This is a genomic window from Micromonospora antibiotica (genome assembly GCF_017599305.1).
GTDB lineage: Bacteria > Actinomycetota > Actinomycetes > Mycobacteriales > Micromonosporaceae > Micromonospora > Micromonospora antibiotica.
Map to the genome: position 1 here is coordinate 83,208 of NZ_JAGFWR010000011.1, position 23,937 is coordinate 107,144.

The 23,937-nt window shown below is 72.2% G+C and carries 25 protein-coding genes; 9 read left to right on the forward strand and 16 right to left on the reverse strand.

From position 1 onward, the window contains the following. Nucleotides 1-6: 6 nt before the first annotated feature. Entirely contained in the window at nt 7-852 is an 846-nt protein-coding gene (locus tag JQN83_RS19490) for a hypothetical protein (protein WP_208568567.1), read from the reverse strand. 266 nt (nt 853-1,118) lie between these two features. Continuing rightward, nucleotides 1,119-1,829, reverse strand: a complete 711-nt coding sequence (locus JQN83_RS19495) for a DUF4245 domain-containing protein (protein WP_208568568.1) — start codon at nt 1,827-1,829, stop codon at nt 1,119-1,121. A gap of 158 nt (nt 1,830-1,987) precedes the next feature. On the opposite strand from JQN83_RS19495, the gene glpX reads away from it, so the two are divergent. Together glpX and JQN83_RS19505 are read left to right on the forward strand one after the other, a co-directional pair. Next, the gene (gene glpX, locus JQN83_RS19500) at nt 1,988-3,019 is read left to right on the forward strand and encodes a class II fructose-bisphosphatase (protein ID WP_208568569.1); all 1,032 of its coding nucleotides are present in this window, start codon (nt 1,988-1,990) and stop codon (nt 3,017-3,019) included. Beyond that, the gene (locus JQN83_RS19505; RefSeq protein ID WP_208568570.1) at nt 3,016-3,987 is read left to right on the forward strand and encodes a DMT family transporter; all 972 of its coding nucleotides are present in this window, start codon (nt 3,016-3,018) and stop codon (nt 3,985-3,987) included. The genes glpX and JQN83_RS19505 overlap by 4 nt, the downstream gene beginning before the upstream one ends. A 75-nt stretch (nt 3,988-4,062) precedes the next feature. Here the strand turns inward: JQN83_RS19505 and JQN83_RS19510 are convergent, their stop codons facing one another. After that, nucleotides 4,063-5,016: an NAD-dependent epimerase/dehydratase family protein gene (locus JQN83_RS19510; RefSeq protein ID WP_208568571.1), complete on the reverse strand. Its 954-nt coding sequence runs from the start codon at nt 5,014-5,016 to the stop codon at nt 4,063-4,065. 142 nt (nt 5,017-5,158) lie between these two features. Here JQN83_RS19510 and JQN83_RS19515 point away from each other — a divergent pair, with 142 nt between their 5' ends. Beyond that, complete coding sequence (locus JQN83_RS19515) at nt 5,159-5,845, forward strand: TetR/AcrR family transcriptional regulator (protein ID WP_208568572.1); 687 nt, start codon at nt 5,159-5,161, stop codon at nt 5,843-5,845. Between the two features lie 117 nt (nt 5,846-5,962). Here the strand turns inward: JQN83_RS19515 and JQN83_RS19520 are convergent, their stop codons facing one another. The 6 genes from JQN83_RS19520 to JQN83_RS19545 form a co-directional block, all read right to left on the reverse strand. After that, on the reverse strand, nt 5,963-6,931 hold the full coding sequence (locus JQN83_RS19520) for an NAD(P)/FAD-dependent oxidoreductase (protein WP_208568573.1): 969 nt from the start codon (nt 6,929-6,931) through the stop codon (nt 5,963-5,965). Between the two features lie 133 nt (nt 6,932-7,064). Further along, nucleotides 7,065-7,718: a rhomboid family intramembrane serine protease gene (locus JQN83_RS19525; RefSeq protein WP_208568574.1), complete on the reverse strand. Its 654-nt coding sequence runs from the start codon at nt 7,716-7,718 to the stop codon at nt 7,065-7,067. 114 nt (nt 7,719-7,832) lie between these two features. Then, complete coding sequence (locus tag JQN83_RS19530) at nt 7,833-8,531, reverse strand: aggregation-promoting factor C-terminal-like domain-containing protein (protein ID WP_208568575.1); 699 nt, start codon at nt 8,529-8,531, stop codon at nt 7,833-7,835. Between the two features lie 287 nt (nt 8,532-8,818). Continuing rightward, nucleotides 8,819-10,234, reverse strand: coding sequence for an RNA 5'-3' helicase PhoH2 (gene phoH2, locus JQN83_RS19535; protein WP_208568576.1), 1,416 nt, complete (start codon nt 10,232-10,234; stop codon nt 8,819-8,821). A 369-nt stretch (nt 10,235-10,603) separates the two neighbouring features. Continuing rightward, nucleotides 10,604-11,032, reverse strand: coding sequence for a hypothetical protein (locus JQN83_RS19540; RefSeq protein WP_208568577.1), 429 nt, complete (start codon nt 11,030-11,032; stop codon nt 10,604-10,606). Nucleotides 11,033-11,063: 31 nt separating this feature from the next. Next, on the reverse strand, nt 11,064-11,408 hold the full coding sequence (locus JQN83_RS19545; protein ID WP_208568578.1) for a hypothetical protein: 345 nt from the start codon (nt 11,406-11,408) through the stop codon (nt 11,064-11,066). 265 nt (nt 11,409-11,673) lie between these two features. On the opposite strand from JQN83_RS19545, the gene JQN83_RS19550 reads away from it, so the two are divergent. The 3 genes from JQN83_RS19550 (at nt 11,674) to otsB (ending at nt 13,544) form a co-directional block, all read left to right on the forward strand. After that, nucleotides 11,674-12,114 carry an XRE family transcriptional regulator gene (locus JQN83_RS19550; RefSeq protein ID WP_208568579.1) on the forward strand — a complete coding sequence of 147 codons (441 nt, stop codon included), beginning with the start codon at nt 11,674-11,676 and terminating at the stop codon, nt 12,112-12,114. A gap of 162 nt (nt 12,115-12,276) precedes the next feature. Next, on the forward strand, nt 12,277-12,630 hold the full coding sequence (locus tag JQN83_RS19555; RefSeq protein WP_208568580.1) for a hypothetical protein: 354 nt from the start codon (nt 12,277-12,279) through the stop codon (nt 12,628-12,630). Between the two features lie 89 nt (nt 12,631-12,719). After that, a complete protein-coding gene (gene otsB, locus JQN83_RS19560) occupies nt 12,720-13,544 on the forward strand; it encodes a trehalose-phosphatase (protein WP_208568581.1) in 825 nt (274 codons plus the stop codon). A 71-nt stretch (nt 13,545-13,615) separates the two neighbouring features. Here the strand turns inward: otsB and JQN83_RS19565 are convergent, their stop codons facing one another. The 3 genes from JQN83_RS19565 to JQN83_RS19575 form a co-directional block, all read right to left on the reverse strand. Continuing rightward, on the reverse strand, nt 13,616-14,386 hold the full coding sequence (locus tag JQN83_RS19565) for an isoprenyl transferase (protein ID WP_208568582.1): 771 nt from the start codon (nt 14,384-14,386) through the stop codon (nt 13,616-13,618). Between the two features lie 113 nt (nt 14,387-14,499). Next, nucleotides 14,500-15,366 (reverse strand): hypothetical protein, encoded by an 867-nt coding sequence (locus JQN83_RS19570; protein ID WP_208568583.1) that lies wholly within the window; start codon nt 15,364-15,366, stop codon nt 14,500-14,502. A gap of 78 nt (nt 15,367-15,444) precedes the next feature. Further along, nucleotides 15,445-17,286, reverse strand: a complete 1,842-nt coding sequence (locus JQN83_RS19575; RefSeq protein ID WP_208568584.1) for a phosphoenolpyruvate carboxykinase (GTP) — start codon at nt 17,284-17,286, stop codon at nt 15,445-15,447. A gap of 369 nt (nt 17,287-17,655) precedes the next feature. On the opposite strand from JQN83_RS19575, the gene JQN83_RS19580 reads away from it, so the two are divergent. Both JQN83_RS19580 and JQN83_RS19585 read left to right on the forward strand, forming a co-directional pair. Continuing rightward, entirely contained in the window at nt 17,656-18,195 is a 540-nt protein-coding gene (locus JQN83_RS19580) for a GtrA family protein (RefSeq protein WP_208568665.1), read from the forward strand. A 62-nt stretch (nt 18,196-18,257) separates the two neighbouring features. Continuing rightward, on the forward strand, nt 18,258-19,019 hold the full coding sequence (locus JQN83_RS19585; protein WP_208568585.1) for a GtrA family protein: 762 nt from the start codon (nt 18,258-18,260) through the stop codon (nt 19,017-19,019). 71 nt (nt 19,020-19,090) lie between these two features. Here the strand turns inward: JQN83_RS19585 and JQN83_RS19590 are convergent, their stop codons facing one another. Both JQN83_RS19590 and JQN83_RS19595 read right to left on the reverse strand, forming a co-directional pair. Next, nucleotides 19,091-19,663, reverse strand: a complete 573-nt coding sequence (locus JQN83_RS19590) for a PH domain-containing protein (RefSeq protein WP_208568586.1) — start codon at nt 19,661-19,663, stop codon at nt 19,091-19,093. Between the two features lie 117 nt (nt 19,664-19,780). Next, complete coding sequence (locus tag JQN83_RS19595; RefSeq protein ID WP_208568587.1) at nt 19,781-20,656, reverse strand: biotin--[acetyl-CoA-carboxylase] ligase; 876 nt, start codon at nt 20,654-20,656, stop codon at nt 19,781-19,783. Nucleotides 20,657-20,767: 111 nt separating this feature from the next. Here JQN83_RS19595 and JQN83_RS19600 point away from each other — a divergent pair, with 111 nt between their 5' ends. Continuing rightward, nucleotides 20,768-22,348: an acyl-CoA carboxylase subunit beta gene (locus JQN83_RS19600; protein WP_208568588.1), complete on the forward strand. Its 1,581-nt coding sequence runs from the start codon at nt 20,768-20,770 to the stop codon at nt 22,346-22,348. Between the two features lie 150 nt (nt 22,349-22,498). Here JQN83_RS19600 and JQN83_RS19605 read toward each other — a convergent pair whose 3' ends face one another. Both JQN83_RS19605 and JQN83_RS19610 read right to left on the reverse strand, forming a co-directional pair. Continuing rightward, nucleotides 22,499-23,413 carry a hypothetical protein gene (locus JQN83_RS19605; RefSeq protein WP_208568589.1) on the reverse strand — a complete coding sequence of 305 codons (915 nt, stop codon included), beginning with the start codon at nt 23,411-23,413 and terminating at the stop codon, nt 22,499-22,501. Beyond that, nucleotides 23,413-23,904, reverse strand: coding sequence for a SigE family RNA polymerase sigma factor (locus tag JQN83_RS19610; protein ID WP_208568590.1), 492 nt, complete (start codon nt 23,902-23,904; stop codon nt 23,413-23,415). Before JQN83_RS19610 ends, JQN83_RS19605 begins: the two co-directional genes overlap by 1 nt. Nucleotides 23,905-23,937: the final 33 nt, after the last annotated feature.

Genomic DNA, 23,937 nt, shown 5'->3' on the forward strand with positions numbered 1-23,937 from the left:
ACACGCTCAGCTGAACAGGTTGTACAGCTCCTGCGGTGCCTCGACCACCTGGTCGGCGGCGGGCTTCTGGGCGGCGGTGGCGTTGCCGTAGTCGGAGTAGGTGATCTTGATGTCCTGCGCGGCGACCTGGCCGGCGGCCGGGATCTGCACCACCAGCTCGCTGAGCCGGCCCTGCGGGTCCAGCTTCGCGGTGAACGGCACCGACTGCGCCTGGGCGCCCAACGCGGTGATCACCGTCTGGTCGACGGAACCGGCCTCGGCGGCCTTCGACACGTCCAGGGTGCCGGCGTAGGCGCCCTCGCCGGTCTGCCGGACCTCGGTGATGCCCTGGGTCAGCACGGCGCTGCCGGCCGGGTCGACCTTCTCGAAGTCGAAGCCGAGCGACTTGTTGCCCTTGATCCGGGTCTGGTCGAGGTGCTGGTACTTGCCGAGGCTGAGCTTCTGCGCGCCCGGGATGCTGCTGGCGGACTTGCCGCCCAGGTCCAGCTTCACCCAGCTGTCCGGCTTGGCGTGGATCAGGTCCAGGTTCATCATCAGGTCCGAGGACGCGTCACCGATGCTCAGCTTCATCTGGGCGCTCTGGCTGGGCTGGTGCACCTGCCCCTCGGCGGTGGAGCCCACCCCGGTCATGGTGAACCGGAAATTGCCGTTGCGGATCTCGTTGGTGGAGTTCAGCAGGGCCTGCTTGGCCTCGGAGGTGCCCGGCGAGGCGCTGCCCGAGGCGGCGCCGCCGGAGACCGTCGGGGATGCGGAGACCCCCGCCTCGCCGCTCCCGGCGTTGTTGCAGGCAGCCAGGCCGGGGGTGAGCAGCGCTGCGGCGAAGACCGCCGCGCTGAAACGTCGAATGGTCACGTCAGGCTCTCCAGTCGGGTCGTCCGACCCCCGGCGGACGTCGGGGGCGTGGCGTCGCGGGCGTGACGCTTCCCGCGTGGCGCGCGATCCCCGCCCGGTCGCGCCGGACCCCGGGGGTCGCGTCCCTTCTGTTCCCGCGCGTCGCCTTCCGCAATCCACCCGCCCGCAACTGCCGCGGACTTCCTGACCGACGCCGCACGACCCGACCACGATCAGCACCGCACCGACCGTCGGCAGGACCGCGCCGACCGTGGTCACGCGGCCGGTCAGCGCAGTGCGCCGGCCAGTTCGCGCAGCTCGTTGTCCCGGGCGTCGCCGACCACGATCACCGTACGGCCCGGTTCGAGCAGCACCAGGGCCTGCTCGTTGCCCCGCCCGGTGTACCGCTGCCAGTTCGCCCCGCCCAGGTCGGCCGGCCCCTGCGGCTGCCCCTCGGCGGTCAGCTCGGCGGGCAGCAACCGCTCCGGCGGCACGTTGCTCTGCACCAGTTGGGCGCCCCGCCCCTCCGGGGTGAGATAGCCCACCCGCAGGTTCGCCCCGTCGTCCACGGTGCGGAAGCTCGCGCTGACCGTACGCCAGCCGGAGCCGAGCCCGGACGGCTCGGTGACGGGGAAGACGTTCGCGGCGCGGGCCTGCTCGTAGGCGGGGACGGCGTCGACGGTGGTGGGCTGCTCGCCACCGAGGAAGCCCCGGTAGAAGGCGAGCAGCAGGGCGATCGGCACCAGCAGCACCAGCAGCGACAACGCCATGTCCTTCGGCGAGCGCTCGGAGCGGGACTTCTCCGCCCGGCCGGAGCGGACCGGCACCGGCTCGCCCGCCCGGTCGTCCGCCGCCGCGACCAGCGCCGGTTCGGCGGCGGGGTCGGGCCCGGCGGGGGCGGCACCGGTCACCGGCCCGTCACCCGGGGGCAGCGGCGGCTGGCCGTCCGGCGGGGTCGGATCGGCGGGTACGCGGTCGGCAGGCTGTGCGGGCTCCACCGGCCCATTCTGGCAGCCGCCCGGTGGGGCGATCCCGCCCACCATCGCCCCGCCCCGCCGCCGGACCTGGCATCGTGTGAGGATCAGCGACAAAGCTGGCAGTGGCGAGCGCAGCCCCTGCCGGTCCACCCCGCACCGTCGCGAGGAGGAAAGCCGCCATGACGAACACCAGGACGCGGGTCCCACAGGATCTCGACCGCAACCTCGCCCTCGACCTGGTCCGGGTCACCGAGGCCGCGGCGATGGCCGCCGGCCGGTGGGTCGGCCGGGGCGACAAGGAGGGCGGCGACGGGGCAGCCGTCGACGCGATGCGCAAGCTGATCAACTCGATCCAGATGCGCGGCGTCGTGGTGATCGGCGAGGGCGAGAAGGACAACGCCCCGATGCTGTTCAACGGCGAGCAGGTGGGTGACGGCACCGGCCCCGAGGTGGACGTGGCGGTGGACCCGGTCGACGGCACCACGCTGATGAGCAAGGGCATGCCCAACGCGCTCGCGGTGCTGGCCGTCTCAGAGCGGGGGGCGATGTTCGACCCGAGCGCCGTGTTCTACATGGAGAAGCTGGCCGTCGGCCCGGAGTACGCCGACGTGGTCGACATCGAGGCCGGGCCGGCGGAGAACATCCGACGGATCGCCAAGGTCAAGGGCACCGACGTCGCCGAGGTCACCGTCTGCGTGCTGGACCGTCCCCGGCACGCGGACCTGGTGGACGAGATCCGGCGGACCGGGGCGGGCATCCGGTTCATCTCCGACGGCGACATCGCCGGGTCGATCGCCGCCGCCCGGGGCGAGTCGGGCGTCGACGTGCTGATGGGCGTCGGCGGCACCCCGGAGGGGATCATCTCCGCGTGCGCGCTCAAGTGCATGGGCGGGGCGATGCAGGCCAAGCTCTGGCCGCAGGACGCACAGGAGCGGGAGAAGGCGCTCGCCGCCGGGCACGACCTGGACCGGGTGCTGGGCACCGACGACCTGGTCACCGGGGACAACTGCTTCTTCGTGGCGACCGGGGTCACCTCCGGTGACCTGCTGCGCGGGGTGCGGTACCAGGCCGGTGGGGCGTACACCCAGTCGATCGTGATGCGGTCCAAGAGCGGCACGATCCGGGTGATCGACTCGTACCACCGGTTGGAGAAGCTGGCCCTCTACTCGGCGGTGGACTTCGACGGCAGGCCCCTGGCAGAGCAGGAGTGACCGCGACCGGCACGGCGGTTCCCGCCGTCCTGCCCACCTCCCGCCGGATCGCCGGGATCGGGCTGGCGACCGCCGCCGGGGTCGGGGTGGCCGTCCAGTCCCGGATCAACGGCGAGCTGGGCGTACGCCTGGCCGACGGGATCGCCGCGGCGGTGGTCTCCTTCGGTCTCGGCCTGCTGGTGCTGCTGGTGCTGGTCCCCGCGCTGCCCGGTGGGCGACGCGGGCTGGCCGACCTGCGTGCCGCGCTGCGCTCCGGCACGTTGCGCCCCTGGCAGATGCTGGGCGGGGTGTGCGGGGCGTTCCTGGTCGCCACCCAGGGCCTCACCATCGGCGTGCTCGGCGTGGCGGTCTTCACGGTGGCGGTGGTCGCCGGGCAGTCGGCCAGCAGCCTGGCCGTGGACCGGGCGGGTATCGGGCCGGGTGGGCGTCAGCCGGTGACCGTGGCCCGGCTGGCCGGCGCGGTGCTGACCGTGCTGGCCGTGCTGCTGGCGGTCGGTGACCGGCTGGGTAACCCGGGCACCCTGGCGCTGGCTCTGCTGCCCCTGCTGGCCGGGTTGGGCCTGGCCTGGCAGCAGGCGGTCAACGGCCTGGTCCGCGCGGCCGCGGGCAGCGCGCTGACCGCCACCCTGGTCAACTTCGCCGTCGGTACGGCGGCCCTGCTGGTCGCCTTCGGCGTGGACGTGGCCATCCGGGGTGGCCCCGCCGGCCGGTTGCCGACCGAGCCGTGGCTCTATCTGGGTGGCCCGATCGGCATCGTCTTCATCGCGGTCGCGGCGGCACTCGTCCGGTTCACCGGGGTGCTGCTGCTGGGGCTCGCCACCATCGCCGGTCAGGTCGTCGGGGCCGTCGTCCTGGACGTGGTGCTCCCGACGGCGGCGTCGCACCCGGGCCCGGCCACCCTGGCGGGCGCGGCACTCACCCTGGTCGCGGTGCTGGTCGCGGCGCTCGGTCCGGTGCACCGTCGCTGACCTGCGCACCGGACCGCCCGTCGGGCGGGCCGTCGGCCGGTCGGCCGTCCGCGCGGCCCGACCGGCGGGCGGCGGTCAGTGCGCCCCGCCCGCCGGGGTGGGCGTCCGGATGGTGGCGGCGAGGACCCGGACGGTGTCGGCCAACGCCTCGTCCAGCGGGGTCGGCGTGATGCCCAGGGTTTCGGTGGCCCGGGTCGAGTCCAGCACGAAGGGCCGGGCGAACTGGTGTGCGGTCTCCCGCAGCTCGCGGGCGAACGGGTCGTTCAGGCCACCGAGCCAGAGCAACGGGTAGGGCATCCGGACCAGCCTCGGCGTCGGGGCGTCGGCCAACTGCGCCACCCGTCCGGCCAGCTCGCGGGCGCTGACGGCCGGGTTGCTGGGCACGTGCCAGGCCCGTCCCCAGGCCCGCTCGTCGGTGGCGGCGGCGACCAGGGTGCGCACCACGTCCCCGACGTACGTCCAGCTGTGCGGGGCGTCCCAGTTCACCGGCAGGAAGACCCGCTGCCCGGCGAGCACCTTCGGCAGCACCAACGGCAGCAGGGAGTTGCCTTCGGCACCGAGGTAGTCCGAGCCGCGTACCTCGGTGATCCGGGCCCGGCCGGCGCGGTGGGCGGCGAGCGCCTCGGTCCACATCCGGTTGCGGACCTGCCCCTTGGTGCCGGTGGCGGCGAGCGGGGTGTCCTCGGTCATCGGCGCGTCGACCGGGCCGTAGCCGTAGAGGCAGCCGACGGTGGCGAGCACCGCGCCGGTGCGCTCGGCGGTGGTGAGCAGCGCGCCGGCCAGCGGCGGCCAGTCGGTGGCCCACCGGTGGTAGGCGGGGTTGGCGCAGTTGTAGAGCGCGACCGCCCCGTGGGTGAGGGCGGTCAGCCGGTCGGTGTCGGCGGCGTCGGCGGCGATCCGCTCGATGGCCGGGTCGACGGGGCCGGTGCCCCGTCGGGTGACGAGCCGGACCTGCTCGCCCCGCTCGGCGAGGTGGCGGGCGGTGGCGGTGCCGACCGGACCGGCACCGACGATCACGTGCAGCGACATGGGAAAACCCTTCAGAGCGGGAGACTGGATCGAGAGCAGTGCTCTCGTTGAAGCCGTGTTCAGCATGTCCGACCGACCGCCCCCCGTCAAGAGCAGTGCTCTCTATTTTGATTGCCGCTCTGGGCCGTGGCAGAGTGGAGCCATGCCGGCTTCCTCGATCCGCGCCCGGGTCCGCGCCGAGATGATCGACGAGATCAAGGCGACCGCCCGCCGCCACCTCGCCACCGACGGTGCCGACCTCTCCCTACGGGCGGTCGCCCGGGACATGGGCATGGTCTCGTCCGCGATCTACCGCTACTTCCCCAGCCGCGACGACCTGCTCACCGCGCTGATCATCGAGGCGTACCACGCACTCGGCGAAGCGGTGGAGTCCGCCGACGCCGCCGTCGACCGGGCCGACCTGCGCGGACGCTGGCACGCCGCGTGCCGGGCCGCCCGCACCTGGGCGCTGGCACACCCCGCCGAGTACGCCCTGCTCTACGGCAGCCCCGTCCCCGGGTACGCCGCCCCGGTCGACACCGTGCTCCCCGCCCAGCGCCCGCCACGGACCCTGATCGGCATCCTCCGCGACGGGGTGGCCGACGGCCGGCTCGCCCCACCCGACGACGACCTGCCCGAACCGGTCCGCTCCGACCTCGCCGAGATCGCCACCGGCCTCTTCCCCGGCCTGCCCGAGGCCCTGCTGGCCCGGGGCATGGCCGGCTGGACCCAGCTCTTCGGACTGATCAGCTTCGACCTCTTCGGCCGCCTCGGCCCGGCCCTGCCCCACCGGGACGCCTACTTCGACCACCAGACCGCCCTGATGGCCGACCTCGTCGGCCTCCCCTGACCCGGCGGTGCGCCGGCCGGTGCCGGGCGGGTCGCCGCAGGCCGGTGCGCATCCAGCCGGTCAGCCGACGTCGCACGGGCCAGCCGACGTCGCACGGGCCAGCCGACGTCACGCGGGTCAGCCGGCGTCGGAGGAGTGGCCGGGGAAGAGATGCGCCGCCGGGTCGATGGCCACGGCGGCGTTGTTGACGGCGGTGGCGGCCTCACCGAAACCGGTGGCGATCAGCCGCACCTTGCCCGGGTACTCGGTGATGTCCCCGGCGGCGAAGACCCGGGGCAGGTTGGTCGCCATCGCGCTGTCCACCACGATGTGCCGCCGGTCCAGCCGCAGCCCCCACTCGGCCAGCGGCCCCAGGTCGGCGGTGAAACCGAGCGCCGCGACCACCGTGTCGACCGGCAGGGTCTCCGCCGCGCCACCCCGTACGGTGATCTCGGCGGCGGTCACCGTGTCGTCGCCGTACAGCCGGGTCACCTCGGCGTTGACGACGACCCGCACCGGCAGGGACAGCACCCGGGCCACCGTGCCGGCGTGCGCCCGGAACCGTTCCCGGCGGTGCACCAGGGTCACCGAACGGGCCAACGGTTGCAGGGTCGCCGCCCAGTCGAACGCGGAGTCACCACCGCCCACGATCAGCACGTCCCGGTCGGCGAGCGCGGCCGGCTCCGGTACGAAGTAGACGATCCCGCCACCGAGGAAGCTGTCCGCCACCGGCAGCGGACGCGGGGTGAAGCTGCCCAACCCCCCGGTGACCACCACCGCACCGCAGCGCAGCTGCTCGCCGCCGGCCAGGCCCAGCACCGGTCGGCCGTCGAGGTGGGCGAGCTTCTCGGCCCGGGTGCCCAACAGGTATTCCGGGTGGTAGGGCGCGGCCTGGGCGACCAGGTTGGCCACCAGCTCCCGGCCCTTGACGGCGGGGAAACCGGCGACGTCGAGGATCAGTTTCTCCGGGTACATGGCGGTGATCTGCCCGCCCGGCTCGGGCAGCGCGTCGACCACCGCCACCGACAGACCCCGGAAACCCGCGTAGTACGCGGCGAACAGCCCCGTCGGACCGGCTCCGATCACGGCGACATCGACCTCGCGCATGGGCGTACCGTCGCTTTCCGCTGGCGGGCACACACAGTTGGATCAACGCGTGCTGCTGCCGACGGTAGGCCCGCCACCCCGTCCGGGCAAGCATCTCCCGGCCGTACCGTGTGCCGGGCGGGTCGCGCCCCGCTCAGGACCTCAGCGTGGACTCGACCCGGTACTCCCCGTACGGGTCGTACGGGCGGCGACGCCGGAACAGGATCGCCGCGACCACCCCGCCGAGCAGCCCGAACAGGTGCCCCTGCCAGGAGATCCGCTCGTCGGTGGGCAGGATGCCGAGCAGTTGCCAGCCGTAGAGCAGGCCGACCAGCAGTACCACCCCGAAGTTCCACCAGCTCCGCTCGACGACGCCCCGGGTGAACAGCAGTCCCAGGTAGCCGAAGATCACCCCGCTCGCGCCGACGACCACCGAGTTGGGCGAGCCGGTGAACCAGACGCCGAGGCCGCTGACCAGGATGATGACCAGGGTGGACCAGAGGAACCGGCGGCTACCGGCGGCCAGCACGAAGGTGCCGAGCAGGATCAGCGGGATGCTGTTGCTGTAGAGGTGGTCGAAGCCGTGGTGCAGGAACGGCGAGAAGAACACCCCGTCGAGTCCCTGGATGCGCTGCGGGATGATCCCGGCGGCCACGTCGAGCCCGAAGCCGAGCCCCTGGTCGAGGGCCTCGATGAGGAAGAGGAACGGCACCACCGCGCACATGGCGACGAAGGCCCGGCCGAGCGACGCGTAGAACGCCTCGGTGCCGAACCGGTCGGGGTCGCCGCCCGTCGGGTGCAGGGTCACCCCACCATGGCTATCAGCATTCTTCGCCGACCGCCACCCGGGTCCCGCGCCACCGGGGGTACGACGACGGCGGGGCGGGTGGTCGCCCACCCGCCCCGCCGTCGTACCCGTCGATCAGTACCAGCCGGAACTCTGGCTCTTGGCCCAGGCCCCGCACGGGCTGTCGTACCGGCCCTCGATGTAGCCGAGGCCCCACTTGATCTGGGTGACCGGGTTGGTCCGCCAGTCGCTGGCGACCGAGCTCATCTTGTTGCCCGGAACGGCCTGCGGGATGCCGTACGCGCCGGACGAGGAGTTGCTGGCCTTGGGGTTCCAGCCGCTCTCCTTGTTCCAGAGCTTGTCCAGGCAGGGCATCTGGTCGATCTTGAAGCCCGCCTGGAGGAGCATCGCGCAACCGGTCTTGCGGTGCCCGCTGTAGGAACTGCACGAGGCCGGGACCGGGCCGGCGAAGGGCTTGATCTTCCCGTCCTCCGACTTGGCCTTGGCCTCGGCCTCATCACGTTCCTTCTTGCGCGACGCCGCCGCGGCCTCGGCGGCCTTGGCCCGCTGGGCGGCCTCCTTGGCCGCTGCGGCGGCCCGCTGCCGCGCCTGGTACTCGGCGGACCGCTGCTTGGCGGACTCCCGCCGGTGGTCGGCCTGCCGGTCACGCTGGTAGTCGTACTCGGCCTGGTCGACCTGGAGGCCGACCTGTGCGGTCAGGCCCTGTTGCTGGGTTTCCCGGTCTTCGCCCAGGTAGAAACCGCCGGCAACGCCCACGGAGAGCAGTGCGACAGCGGCCGTACGGGCACCGAACCGGCTCCACAGCCGACTCACGAAGTATCCCTTCGTCGGGGGCAATGGCGCGGCGCGGACCAGCCCGTGCCGGGCGTGGTCGCACCACGAGCGCCCCGACCTCAGCCGGTCGCCGCCGACGTACCGGCGGGCGGTGGCGGCTCGTCCACGGATGGGACGAACGTTCACCAATGACCCCCACCGGGACGTGGGCGCTCGTGGGACACCATCGCGCACAGTGAGGCTGATGGGAAACCCGGCGCGCGAATTGTGATCTGTGCCACAAAGTGAATGCGGACGATGGGGGGCGACCCCACCCCTCGCAGGACTCAGCCCGGGATGTCCTCCAACAGATCGGTCACCATCGCCGCGATCGGGGAACGCTCGGACCGGTTCAGCGTGACGTGCGCGAAGAGCGGATGTCCCTTCAGCGCCTCGATCACCGCCGTCACCCCGTCGTGCCGGCCCACCCGCAGGTTGTCCCGCTGGGCGACGTCGTGGGTCAGCACCACCCGCGAGCCCTGCCCGATCCGGGACAGCACGGTGAGCAGCACCCCCCGCTCCAGCGACTGCGCCTCGTCGACGATGACGAAGGCGTCGTGCAGGCTCCGGCCCCGGATGTGGGTCAGCGGGAGGACCTCCAGAATGCCCCGGGAGGTGACCTCCTCCAGTACGTTCTCGTGCACCACCGCGCCGAGGGTGTCGAAGACGGCCTGCGCCCAGGGCGACATCTTCTCCGACTCCGAGCCGGGCAGGTAGCCCAACTCCTGGCCGCCGACGGCGTAGAGCGGGCGGAAGACCACCACCTTCTTGTGCCGGCGGCGTTCCATCACCGCCTCCAGCCCGGCGCAGAGCGCCAACGCCGACTTGCCGGTGCCGGCCCGACCGCCCAGCGACACGATCCCGATCGACTCGTCCAGCAGCAGGTCCAGCGCGATCCGCTGCTCGGCCGACCGCCCGTGCACCCCGAACGCCTCCCGGTCGCCCCGGACCAGCCGGACCGTCTTGTCGGGCAGCACCCGACCCAGGGCCGACCCCCGGGTGGAGTGCAGCACCAGGCCGGTGTGGCAGGACAGCCCGGCGGCGGCGTCCAGGTCGAGGCAGTCCCCGGCGTAGAGCCGGCCGATCTCGTCCTCACCCAGCTCCAGCTCGGCCATCCCCGTCCAGGTCGGATCGCTGGCCTGGCCGTGCCGGTACTCGTCGGCCCGCAGGCCCACCGCGGCGGCCTTGACCCGCAACGGCATGTCCTTGCTGACCAGGGTCACCTCCCGCCCCTCGGCGGCCAGGTTCAGCGCCACCGACAGGATGCGGGCGTCGTTGGACTCGTTGCGGAAGCCCGGGGGCAGGACGCCGCCGTCCGAGTGGTTCAGCTCCACCGTGAGCGTGCCGCCGGACTCGTTGGCGGGCACCGGGCGGTCCAGCCGACCGTGCCGGACCCGCAGCTCGTCGAGCATCCGCAGGGACTGGCGGGCGAACCAACCCAGCTCCGGGTGGTGCCGCTTGCCCTCCAGCTCCGAGATCACCACGAGGGGCAGGACCACCTCGTGCTCGGCGAAGCGGTGGAAGGCCGCCGGGTCGGACAGGAGCACCGACGTGTCCAGGACGAACACCTGGCCGGTTGGTCCGGGCTCCTCGGGGCCGGGCGGAGCAGCGGCCGTCGTACGGCGGCTCCGGGTGGATCGGCGGGTCGTGGCAGTCGCGGCCGGGATCTGGTCGACACCGGCGGGCGTACGGCGAGTCGTCACAGGCCTGCTCCGACGGACGGGCATCCGCCATCCGCGTTCCGCCTCCTCCGGTGCCCGGGGACACGGGGTCGGATGCGGAACCCCGTGTGCGAGGTCGCAGATCCGGGCGGCCGGCTGACCCGGGAGAACCCCGGGTCATGCCTAGACGCTAGCGGCGTCGGGCCGCCTCGGCTAGAGGCAGACGAGGATCCGCCCCCGGTGCGGTGACCGACGGCGGACCGGCCGGGATGCCAGCCCCCTGCGCGCATCCCGGCCGGTGGAACCGCGTCACCCGTCCGACGCGGTCGACATCGCCGACGACGCCGTGGAGGGTGACGAGCCAGCTGCTGGGCCGCGTCCGCCGTGACCGACGGAGGTGGCCCCTGCGGTTCAGCCGGTCCGGCGAACCAGCGTGCCGGTCGGGTGCCGACCGGTGACCGGCCCCGGACGACCGGTGACCGGCCCGGGACGGGCAGCGACCGGACCAGGCGGGGCGGCCATCGGGCCAGAACGGACGGCGACCGGGCCCGGCGGCGCGGTGAACGAGGAGCCGGCGTAGGTGGTGCCCTGGCGGACCGCCGGGGCGGACGGTCCAGCCGCAGCCGCAGCCGTCCCGGTCGGGACGGCGAGCGCCGAGGCGAGCACCGCCTGGGCGTCACGCCGACGCCGGTTCCAGGCGCCCCGGTCCCCGTCGAAGTAACCCTGCCGGTAGCCGAAGCGGTAGCCGATCCGGTAGCTGAGCTGGCCGTGCAACCGACCGGCGGCGTAACTGGTCGCACCCAGCACGAGGACGAGGAACACGGCGAGGAGCGGGCTCATCGGGCGGCTCCGGTGGGCCGCGTCGGCCGGATCACCGGTCCTCCGGCTCGGCCGGGCTCGGATCGACGACCAGCAACCGTTCCAGGTCCTCGGTGCTGACCTCCTCGACCAGCTCCACGCTGATCCGGCAGCCGTCCAGGACGACCTCGGCCATTGAGGACCGTCGGATCTCGCCCCCGGCGTCGTAGACCCGGACGCTCATCTCCGGGCAGCCCAGATGGGTCCGCCAGGCGTTCCACTCGTCCCGGTCGCCGACGCTCAGGGACAGGTAGCGGCAACCGCGGGCCAGGTAGAGCCGCCAGGGTGCGCTGAGTCCTGCGGCGACCCCCTCCGCGATCAGGCCGAACGCCTGGGCGCGGGTCGTGAGTTCGGTCACCGCGCCCCCCTGGCACCGGACGCGTGACGCATGTGAGCAGTGATCGTCTCAAGCACGTGACAAACCGTAGAATGTCCCATGAGCGTGACAGTATCAGCTTTTTGCCCGGTTCCCCCCGACCCGCAACGCGGCTATTATGCCCAGGTAAACACCCATGAAGCGAGGAATCAACAGGCGTCGGGTCGCACGGTGAGCGCGTCTCACATGCGTGACAAAGATCCGCCCCGGGCACCCCGGACGGGCGTTACGGCCGTACCGTCACGGGGTGACCGAGACCGCCCCCGCCCGGAAGATCGCATTCGCCACCTTCGTTCGCCGGGCGCTCGACGACGCCCGGGCCATGCGGGCCTGGACCGGCACCGAGGTCTCCCGCCGCACCGGCGTCTCCCGCCAGACGATCAACCGGTGGGTCCGCGGCGACTGGGCCAGCGACCCGGAGGCCGAACGGGTGGTGGCGTTCTGTGAGGGGCTCGGCCTCAACCCCGCCGCCGCCTTCACCGCCCTCGGCTGGGACCGGGCCGCCGCTCCCCGGGGTGCGGCGAACACCCCTCCGATGGACCCGGACGTCGAGGCGCTGCTGCGCCGGCTGGTCGATCCCGCCGTGTCGGACGCGGAGAAGTTCCACATCCGGGAAACCATCCGTTATCTCGCATACCGCCCTACGCTCCCCCTCGATGTCCGAAATGGAGGCGAGCAGGCCGGGTAGTTCCTCAGATGGCGAAAGAACGCCTGAGCAGACCCGACCGTTTCGCTCCGGGGCCGCAACGGGCACGCTAGCGTCCGTATCCGTACTGCTTGGGCTCGTCGTCGGCGGGGGGACGGGACAAGGCCGAACTCAGCCCTGCGGGACAGAAGGAGGGGTCTGTCCATGACCCTGAAATGGTGGGCAGTCGTGGTCGCGGCAGTCTCCCTGACCGCGTGCGTGACCGCGAACCTGGTGGTCGGCCTGGGCACCGGTGGGCAGATTCCGCTGGTCGTCAACCTCTTCGCCCTCACCGCCGCCGGCACCGCCGTCGTCCTGGCGGTGGTCGCCGAACTGCACGACCGACTCGACGACCGGGTCAGCGCGCTCACCGACTTCATGGTGGCGCGGCTCAACGAGATCGAGGCCCGCACCGGCGACCGGAACACCGGCTTCGTCGAGGGTTACCTGCTCAACCAGGGCCGGCAGGCCACAGTGGTGCCGTTGGGACGACGCGGCCGGGGAGCCGCCGAGCGCTGAGGCGCACCACGATCAGCCCATCCCGCCGGTGTCAAGAAGCCACTCCGAAGCCACGAATCAGCCACCACCCCCGGGGTACGCTGTCGCGCGTGCCGTCGTTGAATCTGGGTAACCAGCAGCCACCGATTCCGCTGGATGCTGAGCACGCCTGGCGTACCACCGCCGAGCGGGCCGCCGACACCGTCCTCTTCTTCGACTTCGACGGCACCCTCGCGCCGGTCGACGACGACCCCACCGCGGTACGCCCCGCCCCCAAGGTGCTCGCCGCGTTGGAGGCGCTGGCCCCGGTGGTGCAGCGGGTGGCGATCGTCTCCGCCCGCCCCGTCGACTTCCTCCGCGACCACCTCGGTGGCCTCAGCGGGATCGACCTCTACGGCCTCTACGGCCTGGAGCACAGCCACTCCGGCGGCGAGACGGTCACCGAACCCGCCGCGCTGCCCTGGGTGCCCACCATGGCCGAACTGGCCGACCTGGCCCGCGCCGAACTGCCCGCCGGGGCGCTGGTGGAGTTCAAGCGGCTGAGCGTCGCGCTGCACTGGCGTACCGCCCAGCAGCTCGGCCCGACGGTCGAGCAGTGGGGCCGGGCCCAGGCCGAACGGCTCGGGCTGCGGGTGCAGGCGGGCCGGATGGTGCTGGAGCTGAAGCCGCCCGTCGACCGGGACAAGGGGCTGGTCATCGGCGAGGTGGTCCGGGACGCCGGTGGTGCCTGGTACTTCGGCGACGACGTCTCCGACATCAAGGCGTTCGCGGCGCTGCGCGCCCGGTCCGCCGCCGACCCCGGTTTCCTCGGCGTCTGCGTGGCGGTGGCCAATCCGGAGACCGGCCGTGAGGTCGCCGAGGCCGCCGACCTCACCATCGACTCGCCCGCCGCGCTGGGCGACTTCCTCACCCGGGCCGTACACCACCTGACCTGAGCTGAGCTGACCGCAGCCGCGCGGGCGTTCTCCGGGGTGCCGTGGACGGCCCGCCCGGTCGCGTCGGTGGGTCAGGTGCCGTAGCGGCGTTGCCGGGTGCCGTAGGAGCGCAGGGCGCGGAGGAAGTCGACCCGCCGGAAGTCCGGCCAGTTCAGCTCGCAGAAGTAGAACTCCGAGTGCGCCGACTGCCAGAGCATGAAGCCCGACAGGCGCTGCTCGCCGCTGGTCCGGATGATCAGATCCGGGTCGGGCAGGCCCCGGGTGTAGAGGTGCTCCGAGATGTGGTCCACGTCCAACGAGTTGGCCAGTTCCTCGATGGTGCCGCCCTTGGCGGCGTGCTCCACCAGCAGCGAACGGACCGCGTCGGCGATCTCGCGCCGGCCGCCGTACCCGACGGCGATGTTGACCTGGGCGCCGCCGCTGCGCTCCCGGGTGCGTTCCTCGGCGGCCTTGAGCGCCTGGGCGTGCTGGGTCGGCAGCACGTCGAGCGCACCGACCATCCGCAGCCGCCAGGGGTTGCCCTCCTCGGCCAGCTCGGTGGTCAGATCCTCGATGATCTGGAGCAGCGGGTCGAGTTCCTCCGCCGGCCGGGACAGGTTGTCGGTGGAGAGCAACCAGAGGGTGACGTGACCCACCCCGGCCGCGTCACACCAGCGCAGCAACTCCTTGATCCGCTCGGCACCCATCCGGTGCCCGTCGTTCGGATCGACGAGGCCCATCTCCCGCGCCCACCGACGATTGCCGTCGCACATCACGCCCACGTGCCGGGGCACCGGCCGACCTGCGAGCCTGGCCGTCAACCGGCGCTCGTAGACGGAGTAGATAAGGTTCCGCAGAGTCATCACCCTGCAGCGTAGCGACCCGCACCGAATATCAGTGCTTCGGTGGGCGCACTACGGGCGTGATCAAGAGAAATACGCCATCCCACCGCCGGCCGCTGACCGAAACCTCTTGATCACCGGGGCGGGACCTCGGGGGCGGGGGCTGCGGTGGCTCGGTGGAGGGAGTAGAGGGTGAGGGTGGCGGCTGCCAGGAGGGGGGCGCCGTCGCGGATCAGGCCGTCCAGGCCGAGGAGCCACCAGCACAGGGGGATGTTGACCGCGAGGACGCCCAGGGTGACCGTCACCAGCAGGCGGCGGGCCCAGGGTCGGCCACGCATCAGGAACGCCGTACAGAACAGCACCAGATAGCTGACCACGATGCCGCCACCGAACCAGAGCAGCACCACCGGTACGGCGGCGAGCCGGCCGTCCAGCACCGCGCCGCCGGCCACCAGCGCGGGCACCAGCATCAGCGGACTGTAGGTGAAGGCGGCCACCCGGGCGGTGAGCAGCCAACCGGTGACCTGGGGGCGTTTCGGGGCGACCTCCCGCCAGGCGATCGTCCCGCCCTCGACCACCAGGCCCCGGCGGTGGCGCACCAGATGCCCGGTGACCGCGTCGCAGCGGTAGAGCAGCACGACCACGGCGACGCAGAGCGCGGTGAGCACGGCGAAGCCGAGCAGGCCGGGCAGCGGCGGCACGCCCTGCCGGGGCACCACCAGCCGGCCGACCGCGAAGACGGTGGTCACGGCGAGGATCAGCCCGAACGGCTTCGCCCCGGCCCGTCCCCGGTTCACCTGCCCGATCAGCACCAGGAAACCCAACGAGCGCAGCATCGCCCAGCCGGTGCGTACCGCGAGGCCGAACTCCTGCTCCGGGGCGTACCACCAGTTGAGCAGCTCGACCACGACGGTGGCGGCGGCGGTCGACGCCAGCAGGACGGTCAACACCCGGACGGCGGACGGCCGCCGGACCTGCGGGGTCACGGCGGCCGTCCTCATGGTTGGTGATGTTGCCCGCAACGGGCCCCCGGCACACCTGTCACCGCCGCGCCGCGACGGAGGCTGCCCGGTGTCCGGTTACCGTGGCTGCTCAGCGTCGAGCCGGGCGCGCAGCGCGTCCAGCTCCGACCACAGGACGGCGGGCAGCTTGTCACCGAACTTCTCGAACCACTCGGTGACCAGCGGCAACTCGTTGCGCCACTCCTCGGGGTCGACCTTCAGGGCGATCCGGACGTCCTCGGGGGTCATGTCGAGCCCGTCGACGTCCAGCGCGTCGGCGGTCGGCACCATGCCGATCGGGGTCTCCACCGCGGCGGCGGTGCCCTCGAGCCGCTCGACGACCCACTTGAGTACGCGCGAGTTCTCGCCGAAGCCGGGCCAGAGGAAGTTGCCCTCGGCGTCCTTGCGGAACCAGTTCACGTAGTAGATCTTGGGCAGCTTGGCGGCGTCCCCGTCAACGCCCTTGCCCATCTCGATCCAGTGGTTGAAGTAGTCACCGGCGTGGTAGCCGATGAACGGCAGCATCGCCATCGGGTCGCGGCGCACCACGCCGACCGCGCCGGACGCGGCGGCGGTGGTCTCCGAGGAGAGCGTCGCCCCCAGGTAGACCCCGTGCACCCAGTCGCGGGCCTCGGTGACCAGCGGGATGGTGTCCCGGCGACGCCCGCCGAACAGGATCGCGTCGATCGGTACCCCGTTGGGGTCGAAGTAGTCGTCGGCCAGGATCGGGCACTGGGTGATCGGGGTGCAGAAGCGGCTGTTCGCGTGGGAGGAGAGCTGCTCGCTCTCCGGCGTCCAGTCGTTGCCCTTCCAGTCGGTCAGGTGGGCCGGCGGCTCACCCATGCCCTCCCACCAGATGTCACCGTCGTCGGTGAGGGCGACGTTGGTGAACACGGAGTTGCCCCGGTCCAGCGTGCGCATCGCGTTGGCGTTGGTCTTCCAGTCGGTGCCCGGGGCGACGCCGAACAGGCCGTACTCCGGGTTGACCGCGTAGAGGCGACCGTCGGGGCCGAACCGCATCCAGGCGATGTCGTCGCCGATGGTCTCGACCTTCCAACCGGGGATGGTCGGCTCCAGCATGGCCAGGTTGGTCTTGCCGCAGGCGGACGGGAACGCGCCCGCCACGTGGTAGACCTTCCCCTCCGGCGAGGTGATCTTGAGGATCAGCATGTGCTCGGCGAGCCAGCCCTCGTCCCGCCCCATCACGCTGGCGATCCGCAGCGAGTAGCACTTCTTGCCCAGCAGCGAGTTGCCGCCGTAACCGGAGCCGAAGGACCAGATCTCCCGGCTCTCCGGGAAGTGCGAGATGTACTTCGTCTCGTTGCACGGCCAGGCCACGTCGGACTGGCCGGGGGCGAGCGGGGCGCCGATGGAGTGCAACGCGTGCACGAAGTCGGCGTCGTCGCCCATCGCCTCCAGCACGGCGGCACCCATCCGGGTCATGATCCGCATCGAGGCGACCACGTACGGGCTGTCGGTGATCTCGACGCCGAACATCGGGTTCTCGGCCTCGACCGGGCCCATGCAGAACGGGATGACGTACATCGTCCGGCCGCGCATCGCACCCCGGTACAACTCGGTCATCGTCCGCTTCATCTCGGCCGGCGCCATCCAGTTGTTGGTGGGGCCGGCGTCCGCTTCGTCCACCGAGCAGATGAAGGTGCGCTCCTCGACCCGGGCGACGTCCGTGGGGTCGGTGCGGGCGTAGAAGGAGTTCGGCTTCTTTTCCGGGTTGAGCCGGATCAGGGTCCCGCTGTCGACGAGTTCGTCGGTGAGACGCCGCCACTCCTCGTCGGTTCCGTCCACCCAGACCACCCGGTCCGGGGTCGTCAGTTCCGCGATCTCCCGGACCCAGGCGAGCAGCTTGGGGTGGGTCGTGGGGGCCTGATCGATCCCCCGCACAGTAGCCGGAGCAACCATGACTCATCTCCTTGTGGTCGACGCTGACCGATTTATGGGATGCACGAGTCTCGGCGGACGCGGGCCGCGTCGCCTTCGTGGAAACCTGGGATTGGCCTCAGCGTAAACCGAGCGGACCCGCGAGTCAGTGGGACTGGTTGTGAACAACTGCACAAGGTGCCGCCCGGCTGCGGTAACACGAGCTGATACCCGCTTTCACGCGCAGTTTCACGCAAATCCTCAGGCGAACTGCCGGTGACCGCGAGAACGGACGGCCGGCGACGGAGAAACCGGGCGTCCGGGCGGATCGGCGCGCGGCGCGCGACAGGTCGCCGGTGGTGCCCCGTCCGATCAGCCGGCAACCGGTACGCTCGCGAGGTGGCCGCGACGATGACCGGGGACCAACCGGGGACCCCACAGACCCGCCCGGGTCTGGTCCGTTCGCTGCTGGACCGGTTCGGTCACCTCATCCGCGAGTTGAGCAAGTTCGCCACCGTGGGCGGGGTGGCCTTCCTGGTCGACTTCGCGCTGTTCAACTTCCTCACGCTGGCCCGCGGGATGGAGCCGGTGACCGCCCGGGTCATCTCCACGGTGATCGCGGCGACTGTCGCGTTCGTCGGCAACCGGTTCTGGACCTGGCGGCACCGGGTCCGCTCCAACCCGGCCCGCGAGTACGCGCTGTTCTTCTTCTTCAACGCGGTCGGCCTGGGCATCGCGGTGGCCTGCCTGGCAGGCAGCCGCTACGGCCTGGGCAGCATCTGGCCCGACGTCTTCCGCACCCCGTTGGCCGACAACATCGCCAGCTACGTGGTCGGCACCGCGCTCGGCACGCTGTTCCGGTTCTGGTCGTACCGACGGTTCGTCTTCGTCGAAGCGGGAACTCCCCCGCTTCCGGAGGCGACCACCGACGACCCGTCGCCCGGGTCGTGAGCGGTCGCCCTCCCCGTCCAGCCGGAGCCTCCGGCATCGTCCACTGCCCTAAGGTGTTGCGCATGCGTCTTGTCCGTCTGCTGCCCGAGCGCTGGCAGAAGTTCATCCGCGAGGCGCTCAAATTCGGCATCGTCGGGGGCGTCAACACCGTCATCAATTACGCGGTGTTCAATGCCCTGGCACTCACGGTCTTTGTCGACGGTCAACTGAAGGCGACGGTCATCGCCACCATCGTGGCGACCATCACGTCGTATCTGATGAATCGTCACTGGACGTACCGGGATCGTCCCAAATCAGCACTTAAGCGCGAATACGCCCTTTTCTTTCTGTTCAACGGCGCCGGCCTGATCATCGAACTGGGCGTGCTCGCCGCCGCCAAGTACGGCCTCGGGTTCAACAGCCTGCTCGCGCTCAACGTGGCGAAGACCGGCGGCGTACTGCTCGCCACCCTGTTCCGGTTCTGGTCCTACCGGACCTTCGTCTTCCAGCCGGTCCCCCGGCACGCCGAGGAGAGCTGGCACGCCATCAAGCGGGACGAGTGGGACACCATGGCCGAACTGGACCCGGTGGCCGAGTTGGCCGAATCGGTCAGCGAGCTGGAGGAGGCCCAGGCCCAGCCGGAACCACGACCCGGCCCGACCACCGGCCCCACGCTCCGACCCGCCACCGAACCGCCGCGCACCCCCGCGCCGGCCACCGAAACGGTGTTCACCCAGGCCCGGGGCGGAAGCAGCGGTGTCGGCCGGACGGCGGCCGGTGGTGACCTGAACGCGAAACTGCCCACCGAGCTGCACGCCGGCACCAACCGCGCGCCACGCGCCTGACCGACCCGGTCGCACGATCCGACCGGTACGGCCCCGGGAACGTCCCGGGGCCGTCGCGCACCCCGCCCGGGTCAGCCGGTGGTGTCGCGCAGCGGCTTGCCCTCCCGCATGTCGGCCAGGATGTCGCGCATCTCCCCGTCGCCCAGCGTGTGCTTGTCGTGCTGCGCCTCCACCAGCTCGTAGAGGGTGGTCTGCACCCGGTCGACCCGGGGCACGTCGACGAGCACCGACTGCCCCCGCTCGCCGGCCGACTCGATGGTGAGCGTGCCGCACCCCAGCAGCCGTTCGGTGAACCGCTGGGTCATCGAGTGGTCGTTGATCCGGGCCAGCGGCAGGTCCCGCCGGTGCCGGGAGAAGACCCCCTCCTGGAGCAGCACCCGCTCGTTGGTGAACAGGTAGTGCGTGCTGCGCCAGACCAGGAACGGCCACAACCCCAGCCAGAGCACCGCGATCAGGAACAGACCGGCGACCACGGCGAGCACCAGCGCGCCACCGTCACCGTCGGGCAGCAGGAGCCAGCCCGCCACCACCGCCGCGACACCGATGACCAGCACCAGGACCGGCCGCAGCAGCGCCTTCCAGTGCGGGTGCAGGTGCAGGACGACGTGCTCGTCCTCGGTGAGCACGTCTTCGGGGAACGCCACGGGAACCTCCTAGCCGACAACCGGACGCGCTGACCGTAACCGGTCGACACGACCCGCCGGATCAGCCGGGTGGCCCGCCGTGCACCCCACGCACGAACCGACCGCAGACGACCGGAGTCAGCGCAGGTGCAGCACGTCCCCGGCGGCCAGCCGCCGCTGACCGGCAGCGGTGTCGACCAGCAGGTGCCCGTCGGGATCCACCCCGGTGGCGAGCCCGGTCAACGCGGAACCGTCGGGCAGCAGCACCCGCACCTGCCGGCCCACCGTGGCGCAGGAGGCCAGGTACGCCTCCCGCAGGCCGCACGCGTCGGCGTCACCGCCGGCCGCCCGCCACCTGTCGTACCAGTCGGCGAGGCCGCGCAGCAGGGCCCGTAGCAGCGGATCACGATCGGTCGCGGTGGCCCCGGCCAGTTGCAGCGAGGTGGCCGGCAGGCCGGTCGGGTTCTCCGGCAGTTCGTCGGCGCGCAGCGTCACGTTCAGGCCGATGCCGAGCACGATCGCGGGTGGCTCGGCCGACCCGGCCGCCGGCACCGCCTCGGCCAGGATGCCGGCGCACTTGGCCTCGCCGACCAGCAGGTCGTTGGGCCACTTCAACCCGGCGTCCAGCTCGGCCAGCCGGGACACCGCCTCGACCAGCGCGACACCGGCGAGCAGCGGCAGCCAGCCGTACCCGGTCGGGGGCGCGGGCGGCCAGTCGCGCTCGGTGACGGCCTCTCCGGGCCGCAGCAGGACGCTGGTCGCGAGGCCCGCCCGCGGCGGTGACTGCCAGACCCGACCGCGTCGGCCCCGGCCGGCGGTCTGCCGCTCGGCGACCACGACCAGGCCCTCCGGCTCGCCGGCCCGCGCGGCGTCGGCCGCGTCGGCGTTGGTCGAGCCGGTCTCCGACCGCAGGTCCAGCCGCCGCCAGGGGCCCACCGGCGGGGTCAACGCCCGGGACAGCCGCGCCGCCGACAGCGGCGGTCGATCCAGATCGGTGTACGGCGAACCCGGCATCCCGCCAGCCTACGGGCCGGGGCCGACGCCGCCGCCCGGCCAGCCTCCGCCGGAAGCTACTGAGGCGTACTGCACAGCCGCGTCGGCCTGAACCATCGTTATATTCCCAGGGTGACTACCGAGACCGGGACCAACATCCACAGCACTGCGGGCAAGCTGGCGGACCTGGAGCGACGGGTCGACGAGGCGGTGCACGCGGGCGCGCGCGGGGTGGAGAAGCAGCACGCGCGGGGCAAGAAGACCGCCCGGGAGCGGATCGAGCTGCTGCTCGACGAGGGCTCCTTCGTCGAGCTGGACGAGTTCGCCCGGCACCGGTCCACCAATTTCGGCCTGGACCGCACCCGCCCGTACGGCGACGGGGTGGTCACCGGTTACGGCACCGTGGACGGCCGGCAGGTCTGCGTCTTCGCCCAGGACTTCACCGTCTTCGGCGGCTCCCTCGGCGAGGTCTTCGGCGAAAAGATCGTCAAGGTGATGGACCTGGCCATGAAGATCGGCTGCCCGGTGGTCGGGATCAACGACTCCGGTGGCGCGCGCATCCAGGAGGGCGTCGTCTCGCTCGGCCTCTACGGCGACATCTTCTTCCGCAACGTACGGGCCAGCGGGGTCATCCCCCAGGTTTCGCTGATCATGGGTCCGTGCGCGGGTGGCGCCGTCTACTCCCCGGCGGTCACCGACTTCACCGTGATGGTCGACCAGACCTCGCACATGTTCATCACCGGCCCGGACGTCATCAAGACGGTCACCGGCGAGGACGTGGCGATGGAGGAGCTGGGTGGCGCGCGTACCCACAACACGCGCAGCGGCAACGCGCACTACCTGGCCACCGACGAGGACGACGCGATCGACTACGTCAAGGCGCTGCTGTCCTACCTGCCGTCGAACAACCTGGACGAACCGGTGGTCCTCGACGCGCCGGCCGACCTCGACGTCACCGACGCCGACCGGGAACTGGACACCCTGGTCCCCGACTCGGCCAACCAGCCGTACGACATGCACCGGGTCGTCGAGCACGTCCTCGACGACGGCGAGTTCCTGGAGGTGCAGCCGCTCTACGCGCAGAACATCGTGGTCGGCTACGGCCGGGTGGAGGGCCGCCCGGTGGGGGTGGTCGCCAACCAGCCGATGCACTTCGCCGGCACCCTCGACATCGCCGCCTCGGAGAAGGCGGCCCGGTTCGTGCGTACCTGCGACGCGTTCAACATCCCGGTGCTGACCTTCGTGGACGTTCCCGGGTTCCTGCCCGGCACCGGCCAGGAGTGGGACGGCATCATCCGCCGGGGCGCGAAGCTGCTCTACGCGTACGCCGAGGCGACCGTGCCGAAGGTCACCGTGATCACCCGCAAGGCGTACGGCGGGGCGTACGACGTGATGGGCTCCAAGCATCTCGGGGCGGACCTGAACTTCGCCTGGCCGACGGCGCAGATCGCGGTGATGGGTGCGCAGGGCGCGGTGAACATCCTCTACCGGCAGGAGCTGGCCGCCGCCGAGGATCCCGCCGCCGTCCGGGCCGAGCGGATCGCCGAGTACGAGGACACCCTGGCCAACCCGTACGTCGCCGCCGAGCGCGGGTACGTCGACGCGGTGATCCCGCCGCACGAGACCCGGACCCAGATCGTCCGGGCGCTGCGGGTGCTGCGGACCAAGCGGGAGACGTTGCCGCCGAAGAAGCACGGCAACATCCCGCTGTAGCCGACCCGGCCCCGGGCGTGCCGACGGTGGGCCGGGCAGCCGCCCTGGCGCGCACCGGGCAGCAGAGCAGGACCCCGCCGGGGGCAAGCGGGCCGGTCAGGGCCGGCAGCCAGTAGGCCGGTCAGCAGGGCCCGGGGGAACCCGGGCCGGTCAGCAGGGCGCGTCGGTGGCCGGGCAGAGGCGTTTCGCGGCTCTCCCGCCCAACGCGACGAGGGCGGCCTGGGTCAGCTCCGGACCGGTGCCGTCGGCCCGGTCGGCGACCGTTTCCGGGGCGGGCGCGACCACGGTCACCAGGTCACCGACCCGGACCACCAGGGTCGCCTCGACGGCTGTCGGCCGGCCGGCCGGCTCCCCGTCGGCCTGCGCCCGGGGCTGCGACGTCACGTGCCGTAGCAGCACCGACTGGTCACCGGCGAAGTCTCTCGCCGCCGGCTCCCAGCGGTGCTCCTGCCCGGTGCGGGCCGGCTGCTGATCGGCGGTCAGCAGGGACGCGCCGAGGGTCCACGTCGCGCAGGCGTCGAGCAGCCGGTAGATCTCCCCGAACAGCCACCGGCCCCGGGGTGGTTCGATCCGGTAGACGTCCTGGCTCAGCACCTGGGCGACCGGGAGGTCGGTGCGGGTTCCGGGACGCAGCAGGGTCTGTGAACGGGAGGCGCGGGACACCGGCAGTTGGGCGGCGACCGCACGTTCCCGCCCGCACGATTCGAGCAGCGGGTCGACCTGGACGGTCTCGGCCAGCCCCGTCCCGCCCAGCCGGGCCCCGGTCCGCACGGGCAGGTCGGCGGGGGTCAGCAGGGCGGCGAGGGGGATCTCCGTCCGGGCCGGGTAGACGACCGGTGCGGAGTCCGAGGCCGCCACCGGGGCGGTGGGTGACGGCAGCCCGGCGGACCGCCCGGTCACCAGCGCGGCGGAGCCGGCCAGCACCACGAGCACCGTCACCGCCGACAGCCCCGCCGTCCGACGGGCCCGACGACGGGCGCGGGCCCGGATCTCCGCCGGCTCGGGCCAGTGGACCGCACGCAGGTCCCGGTGCAGCCGGTCGACGAAGGTCGGATCCTCAGCCATCAGACCTCCTCCAGGTCAGCAACGGTGAGCAGCCCGGCGAGCGCGGCACGCCCCCGGGAGAGCCGGGCCTTGACCGTGCCCACCGGGGCTGCGGTCTGCCGGGCCACCTCGGCGACGGGCATGCCGACCAGGTAGTACAGGGCGAGCGCGATGCGCTGTTCCTCGGGCAGTTGCCGCAGGGCGGCGACCACTTCCAGGGTGTCGGTGCCGGGGCCGGGTACGCTCTCGGTCGCCCCGTGCCGCAGGTAGGCGCGGGCCCGACTGCGCAGGCTGCGCCAACGGCTGACCGCGATCCGGGAGGCCACCACCCGTACCCAGGCTTCCGGGTCGTCGTACCCGCTCACCGTCGACCAGCGTTGCCAGGCGCGCACGTACGCCTCCTGCACGGCGTCCTGCGCCTCGGCCAGGTTGCCGGTGAGCGCGCAGACGAAGCCGAGCAGCCGGTGTCGGCTGCCCCGGTAGAACTCGTCGAACCCGTCGACGTCCGGCACCCTGGTACCTCCCCGTGGCGGTCGCAGGTGACA